Here is a 7,373-nt window from a genome sequence, read left to right as displayed (position 1 = left end):
AGATCCTGAGTTTTCTGTGATGATTCGTGGTGATGCGAACGCATCCTACGCAGGTGTCATCAGCGTGATAGATCTGGTGACAAGAATGGAAATTACAAATGTAGGGCTTGTCACGGGCAAGATTGGTACATGATGCAAAACTTTAATATCAACGAGGATGATGAGCAGAAACCTACGGCAAAATCAATTTGGATTAAGCGAGTTGTAATTTCACTCGTGGCAATCATTGTGTTGGGTGGGCTAGGCTATATGCTAAAAGGCTTATTTTCAGGGGGGTCAACAGGTAAAAAAGCAGTGACGACAATCAAGCTGCTTCCTGACACGCCACCGCCACCACCGCCGCCACCTAAGGAACCTCCAAAAGAGCAACCTAAGGAGCAACCGAACGAAATAAAGGAAGTCCCCCAACCGAAGCCAGAGGAGACACCGCCAGCAGAAGTGTTAAAAATGGAAGGTGCTGCTGGTGATGGACCAAGCCCATTTGCCGCAGGGGCTGTGAGCAATGAATATAAAGGTGGTGATGTCGGTACGAAGATCGGTGGCGGTCCTAGTAAGTACCAGTTTGCTTGGTATACAGATTTAATCAAAAACAAGATTGAAGGCGCAATGGCTAAAGATAAGGTGCTTGCAAATGGCGCATATAAAGTCGTTGTTAAAATTTGGGTGGCATCAAATGGTCGTATCGAGCGATATGAATTGGTGGGTTCAAGCGGTGATCCTGAGAGAGATGTTTTGCTTAAAAAGGCATTGGATAGTATGCCACCATTATCTGATCCTCCGCCAAGTGATATGCCTCAACCAGTCAAATTGAGAGTGACCGCACGAACTGTCGGTTAACGAATACAGCATAAATATTGCGAATGAAATAATGAATTTAATTAAAGATGAAATGGAAATTAACATGATACGAGTCAATCAGTTCACGGATGCGTCTCATCAACAAAAGCGTAATTCAAGTGATGCCTTACATCATGCGCGGATGACCTATAAACCGATTGCTTTGGCCATTGCAACACTTTGTTTTGGCACAATCATGACATCAGCAAGTGCAGGTGAGCGTGAGTCTTTGGAGCAATTACGATCTACTACGGTAAATTTGGTTAATCTTCTTGTAGAAGAGGGTGTGCTCAGTAAAGGAAAAGCTGATGATCTTTTAAAACAAGCAGCACAAGAGGCAGAAAAAGCCAAACAAAAAGACACTATTGCCGCGGAAGCCACTCAAAATGAAGATGCTGTAGATAAAGCCGTTAATGAAAAAATAGTCAGAGTTCAATACGTCCCTGAAATCGTCAAGAAAGAGATGAAGGAAGAAATTAAAAAAGAAGTAATGGCTAAACTTAATTACAAGGCAGGTGAGCGACTTGGTTTGCCTGAGTGGATTGATCGATTTACCTTTGAGGGTGACATACGTCTGCGTTATCAAAACGACAGGTTTGGGGATGATAATCCTTCACTCGTAGATTTTAACAACGCTAATGGTTCCGACAATATATTCAATACCACAGAAGACCGCTCTCGTGCACGTGTTCGCGCACGCTTAGCGACAAAAGTGAAAGTGAATGATTGGATTAATGGAGAAATGCGAATTGTTACTGGTAATTTGAACGACCCAGTATCACCCAACCAAACGCAGGAAACGCGAAGCGCTAAATATACCATTGGTTTGGATAGAGCTTATTTAAGTGCAGATGTAACCCCTTGGTTAAATGTTGTCGGTGGTCGCTTCCCCAACCCTTTCTTTTCAACTGATTTAGTGTGGGATGGCTCTCTACATTTTGATGGCATCGCGGCGAAATTGAAGCCTAAATTTAATAATAGTTGGTCTGGCTTCGCGACCATTGGAGCTTTTCCGCTGGAAGATGTTGAAGGCTCAGATTTGAATAAAGCCAAAAGTAAGTGGATGTATGGTTCGCAGGCAGGCATCAAATGGACATCAGTCAACCGGTCTTCAGCCAAGCTCGGCGTTGCCTTGTACGAGTTTGATAACATTGAAGGTATATCAAATGGCGCGAATACTCAACTCCCGTATAACGCAACAATTCCAGCATTCAGACAGAAGGGTAACTCGGTTTTTGATATAAATCTAGGCGTGCCTGGATCAACAACAGAAAGATTGGGGTTGTTATCAAAGTTTAGGAACCTAAACATCACAGGTGAAGTAGATATTGCGGCTTTTGATCCAGTGCATATTACGTTAACAGGTGATTACGTTAGAAACATTGGCTACGATAAGCAGGAGATTTTAAAAAGAATTGGTTCTGCAAGTATAAATGATTTCGGTTTTGATGAAAAACAAGTGGATGCCTACCATGTGAAACTTGCAGTTGGTATGCCTACGACCACCAAGTTACATGATTGGCAAAGCTTTGTAGCTTACAAACGTTTAGAAGCCGATGCGGTTGTTGACTCCTACACCGACTCAGACTTTCTGCTAGGTGGTACAAATGCAAAAGGCTGGATTTTGGGCGGAAGCTATGGCATAGGTAAAAATACTTGGTTAACGGCAAGATGGTTTAGCGCAGATGAGATCAAGCCAAGAGCTGCTTTAAAACCACTTTCAGTTGATGTGCTGATGTTAGAAATGACGTCTAATTTTTAATTGACTGGAGATGGTAATGAAATTGATAATAAGTCATAAAGTACTGTGGATATTGATTGCATCGCTGGCAATTGGTTTCGCATATCCAGACAATGCGATTGCAGCGGAAAAAAATGATAAGGCTGCTAGGCGTGCTCAGCAGATGCTGCAAAAAGCCAGACAGGATATGGAACAAGAAAAAGTTAACATGCAGACACAGTTTGATTTAGAGAAGAAAGAGCTGGAAGAGCAAATTAAAATAAATGATGAGCAATTAAAAAAGCGCAGTGCTTCTTTAGGTGCAGTCCAGCGTAAACTTGGTCAAATAGAGACTGAAAAAACCGCTTTGGAAAGTAAACTTTTGGAAACTCAAACTCTGTTGGAAATGGCGCAAAAAAATCTGGAAGATTTGACAATACAACATAAGCAAGCGCAATTAGATCTAAAAATTAATGATACTCAGCGTAAAACGTTGACCACAAATCTTGCAAGTACAAACCTTTCACTTCGCACCTGTGAGCAAAAAAATAGCAAATTACATCAATTCAGTACCGATTTGATTAAGATTTATGACAAGCCAAGTATTTACAATTCAGTGATGCGAGATGAGCCTTTTTTTCAACTTAAACGTGTTGAGCTTGAAAATATACTTCAAGATCAGCAAGATAAAGTTGATGATGAGAAGGTTTTTTATAAAAGGTCTGGTACTTAAGGTGAAATTAATGATTATGTTAGCGCTATCTGATTGATCAAATGCGCTTAGAAATAATCCCGTAATATTCAATCCGTATGATGTCATTACCTTAAGAGTAAACACATGACAAATAAATACGCCATCTTTTCAAGAATATTGCCTTTTGCTCTTTACATATTGTTTATAGCTTTAGGCGATTACTTTACCTTACTACTTAATGCTGTTGGTTTAGATGAAAAGTTGGTCTATGGCATCAAAGTTATTTCAGTGCTTGCTTTGTTGTTTTACTTTTGGGGTGCTTACACAGAACTCGCCATTAGACCAAAGCTAATTCAGCTTTTTAATGCGTTTGTCGCAGGTATAGCTGTATTGCTGGTTTGGATATTACCTTACCCCGAGTGGGCTACTTTAGGAGGGGATGTAAAAGGCGTTAATCCATTCCTTACTGGTGATTCATTTTCGGCTTACATTTGGCTATCAATGCGCATATTTGGTGCGGCCATGATTGTTCCTTTAATGGAGGAATTATTCTGGCGTTCTTTTCTGATGCGTTGGTTAGTCAATCAGGACTTTCTCAGTGTGAACCCAGCCAAAATTTCAGCATTTGCGATAATCATAAGTGCATGTGTATTTGCGCTAGAACATCACCTCTGGCTTGCTGGTCTCTTTTCTGGTCTTGTCTATGCGCTGTTGTATAAGATTTATAAAAACTTATGGGTGCCGATTTTTGCCCACGCGGTAACGAATGGATTGCTGGGGTTGTGGATAGTAATGACAGGTAATTGGTGGTACTGGTAATGGTTAATCCCGCATATAAAATTACTATGATTGCGGTTTTGTTCATTTCATCCACGGCACAAGCTGAAGGTATGATTGACATTACTCCCTACGTTGCCGCAAACATTGCTTATGATGACAACGTATTTAGATTCAGCAATTCTGAGCAAGCAAAGGCTGCATTTGGTTCAGATGTGACATCAGATGTCATCAAAAGAGTTGATCTGGGTGTGAATGTTAACGTTAGGTTAAGCAGGCAATTGTTTACGCTAGCTTCGAGCATTAATGAGAGTCGTTATAACAGGTTCGCTATCTTGGATAATACAGGTAAATCAAACCGCGTGGGTTGGAATTGGCGTTTAGGTAATCATTTATATGGAGAGTTGAATGCTAGTGAAAGTGAGGCAATCGCAGGCTTTACTGAAATTAGACAGCCAGTTAAGAACTTAAGAACAACTAGTAGCCAGAATGGCAGTTTGCATTGGAATTTACATCCCGATTGGACTATCGACGCATCAGGTGGACAGAGTAAGATTGAAAATGAATTAAAGAACTTTAATTTTGCAGACAGGGAAGATGAATTTTTAGAAACGGGTGTGCGCTATAAAAATCCACGGGGTACACAGTTAGGCTTAGCCTATCGTATTTTGGATTCAGATTTTCCTAATAGATCATCATCAATTCTGGGCGATGAAAGTACAAGAAAAGATGTGATTATTCAAGCTGCGTGGCAGCCAACTGCAAAAACAAAACTGGCTGTACGCATTTCACATGTGGATATTAAGTTTAAGGATACGCCTCAACGAGACTTTAAAGGTGTGAGTCAGCGCTGGGATCTAGACCACTTATTAACTGGTAAAACGATGATTAATTTTACTGCGTATCAAGATGTTGCTCCTGCCGAGGCTGCGCTTTCCAACTATATAGAATCCAAAGGTTTTGGCGTTAACCCTACTTGGAATCCTACCAGCAAGATTTCTGTACGCGCTGGTTGGGGATATGAAGAGCGAGATTTTCTGGGCAATCCTGGCGTTCTGTTAAATGATAGCAATCGCTACGATGAGTCAAAGATTGCTAATCTATCATTATCGTATCTGCCCACGCGTAAATCATTGATCCAAATTCAGTATCAAGGCCAAAATAGAAAATCTAACGTTACAAATTTCGCTTTTAAATTCAATACTATTAATTTAATGATGCGCTATGACTTTTAGCGGCGCGAAACTTCTACCAGCATTCACTAGTCCGAATGGATTATAGAAATAATACTTCCTGTCACTCCTGTCACCAACAATAGCAACTGTAGAAATTTTATCTGTGAGAGGAAGTATCATGAAAAAAATCGCATTATTATTAGCACTTACATCTTTGCCTATGTTGGCAAATGCTAATTTAGTAACCAATGGCTCTTTTGAGGCTGATGTACAAGCCAATGGCACTTGGGGTATTTATAGCAATTTAACAGGTTGGACAGGGGCTAGTGAAGTCGAATTACGAAACAATGTTGCTGGTATCGCTTCTGAGGGTGTGAACTATGTTGAGCTGGATACAACATCCAATAACTCAATATTCCAAATGATCAGTACAACCGTTGGTGACGTTTACGATTTATCGTTTGATTACTCCCCTCGCATGGGGGTATCAAGCCAGTCCAATCCAATCCAAGCCTTTTGGAATGGTTCATTGTTAACACAAGTGACTGGCAGTGGTGTTGGTAAAACAGGTAATAACTGGTACACACTTAGCTTTTCTGTAATTGGCACTGGTAGTGATAAACTTACATTTTCAGCGGCTGGTATTAGCGATAGTTTTGGCGGTAGTTTAGATAATGTGAATTTGGTGAGTTTGGTTCCAGAGCCTGGTATTTGGAGTTCATTGTCAACAGGTTTGATGTTGATAGGTTTTATGGCATTTCGCCGTAAAAAACCACTTTAATGGTTTTTGTTGCAAAGCTGCTTGAAAACATCAATTGCATGGCTTGGCGGAAACTGCTTAGCCATGCTCTTTTCATTTTGGAGCCGTGCGCGTCTCTAACATATGAGCCAGTCCGTGCAAGAAAGTCTAGGTTAAGTCATGTTCATAAACCTCAAGAATATGCGCTTTGTGGCTGGCATTCGATTTAACTCACCGATTAAATCAACTAATCCATTGATTGTCATTTGATTGATTGTCATTTGATGTTTTCTGTTGCTTTTTTCAATAGAAAATTGCGTATCATAAAAACTACGCATATCTGACATATTAAATTCACATTTCTTTCTTATAGTGATATTTCTTTAGATCTACATGAAAGATAGATATGCATTTCGCAAACAAATACTTGCTACTGCCATTAATAGTGACAACTTCCTTTATCACAGCCTGTGGGAAACAAGATGAGGCTGAAAGCAAAAAACCAGAAACGCAGGTGATAGCGAAAGTAAACGGAGATGAAATATCTATTCATCAGCTTAATTATCAACTTGCACGCATGGGGCAGGCAAGCGAGGAGCAAAGCAAACTAGCTTCAAAGCAAATTCTTGCGCGTCTTGTAGATCAGCAACTGTTGAAGCAGCGGGCACTAGAAGAAAAACTAGATCGTTCCCCAAAGACTCTGCAAGCAATTGAGTCATCTAAAGATGAAATATTGGCACAAGCCTATATGGACCAGCTCATGTCAAAAGCTGCCAAACCTTCCAAAGCGGAAATAGAAGCCTTTTATCAGGATAACCCAGAGTTGTTTGCAAATCGTCGCATTTACCGCTTGCAAGAACTGGTAGTCGATATCAACAAAGATAAGTTTGCAGAAGTACAAGCAGGCCTGAAAGACATTAAAACCATGAATGAAGTTGCTGTCTGGTTAAAGGAAAAAAATCATCCATTTACAGCAAACAGCAATGTTAGAGCAGCTGAGCAGTTGCCTTTAGAAATGTTGAAAAAATTGCATCCAATTAAAGATGGTGAATGGATTGCAGTTCCAACTGAACGCTCTCTTAATATCGTACATTTGGCAGCATCTCAATCAAAACCAATTTCGCGTGATGATGCTACACCATTTATAGAGCAGTATTTCTTAAATCAAAATAAGTCAAAATTGGCAAAAAATGAAATGGAAACACTTAATTCAAATGCAAAAATTGAATATGTTGGTGCCTTTTCCGACATGAAAAAATCCTCAACGGATTCAGCGATTACGATAGATGCAAAAAGTGATCCGTTGCAAGAGAAATCTGAGCAAGTGAAGAAAATGCAAACAGATAAAACCGAAAGTGCAACTCCAAGCACAAAACCATCCACTGATCAGCCAAGCATAGATAAAGGTTTGTCAGGCCTGTAAATTATTGT

8 protein-coding genes are annotated in these 7,373 nt (G+C 40.2%); all 8 read left to right on the top strand.

The features are described 5' to 3' along the window. Window positions 1–133 (top strand): ExbD/TolR family protein (locus Q7U33_RS12040; protein WP_370651969.1); only part of this gene is annotated, 133 nt, incomplete at its 5' end. After that, window positions 130–837 (top strand): TonB C-terminal domain-containing protein, encoded by a 708-nt coding sequence (locus Q7U33_RS00930; RefSeq protein WP_370651968.1) that lies wholly within the window; start codon window positions 130–132, stop codon window positions 835–837. The genes Q7U33_RS12040 and Q7U33_RS00930, both read left to right, overlap by 4 nt. Window positions 838–868: 31 nt before the next feature. After that, window positions 869–2,599, top strand: coding sequence for a putative porin (locus tag Q7U33_RS00925; RefSeq protein ID WP_304857636.1), 1,731 nt, complete (start codon window positions 869–871; stop codon window positions 2,597–2,599). A gap of 16 nt (window positions 2,600–2,615) precedes the next feature. Then, complete coding sequence (locus Q7U33_RS00920; protein WP_304857634.1) at window positions 2,616–3,290, top strand: hypothetical protein; 675 nt, start codon at window positions 2,616–2,618, stop codon at window positions 3,288–3,290. A gap of 105 nt (window positions 3,291–3,395) precedes the next feature. Beyond that, a complete protein-coding gene (locus Q7U33_RS00915) occupies window positions 3,396–4,070 on the top strand; it encodes a CAAX prenyl protease-related protein (protein WP_304857632.1) in 675 nt (224 codons plus the stop codon). Continuing rightward, window positions 4,070–5,263: an XrtB/PEP-CTERM-associated polysaccharide biosynthesis outer membrane protein EpsL gene (gene epsL / locus Q7U33_RS00910; protein WP_304857630.1), complete on the top strand. Its 1,194-nt coding sequence runs from the start codon at window positions 4,070–4,072 to the stop codon at window positions 5,261–5,263. The genes Q7U33_RS00915 and epsL overlap by 1 nt, the downstream gene beginning before the upstream one ends. Before the next feature lie 118 nt (window positions 5,264–5,381). Beyond that, entirely contained in the window at window positions 5,382–5,984 is a 603-nt protein-coding gene (locus Q7U33_RS00905) for a PEP-CTERM sorting domain-containing protein (RefSeq protein WP_304857628.1), read from the top strand. 364 nt (window positions 5,985–6,348) lie between these two features. Then, on the top strand, window positions 6,349–7,365 hold the full coding sequence (locus tag Q7U33_RS00900) for an EpsD family peptidyl-prolyl cis-trans isomerase (protein WP_304857626.1): 1,017 nt from the start codon (window positions 6,349–6,351) through the stop codon (window positions 7,363–7,365). Window positions 7,366–7,373 lie beyond the last annotated feature (8 nt).

It is taken from the genome of Methylotenera sp., from assembly GCF_030653755.1.
Lineage (GTDB): Bacteria > Pseudomonadota > Gammaproteobacteria > Burkholderiales > Methylophilaceae > Methylotenera.
The sequence above is the reverse complement of the archived record's forward strand: the minus strand, read 5'-3'. Positions and strand labels throughout refer to the sequence as shown.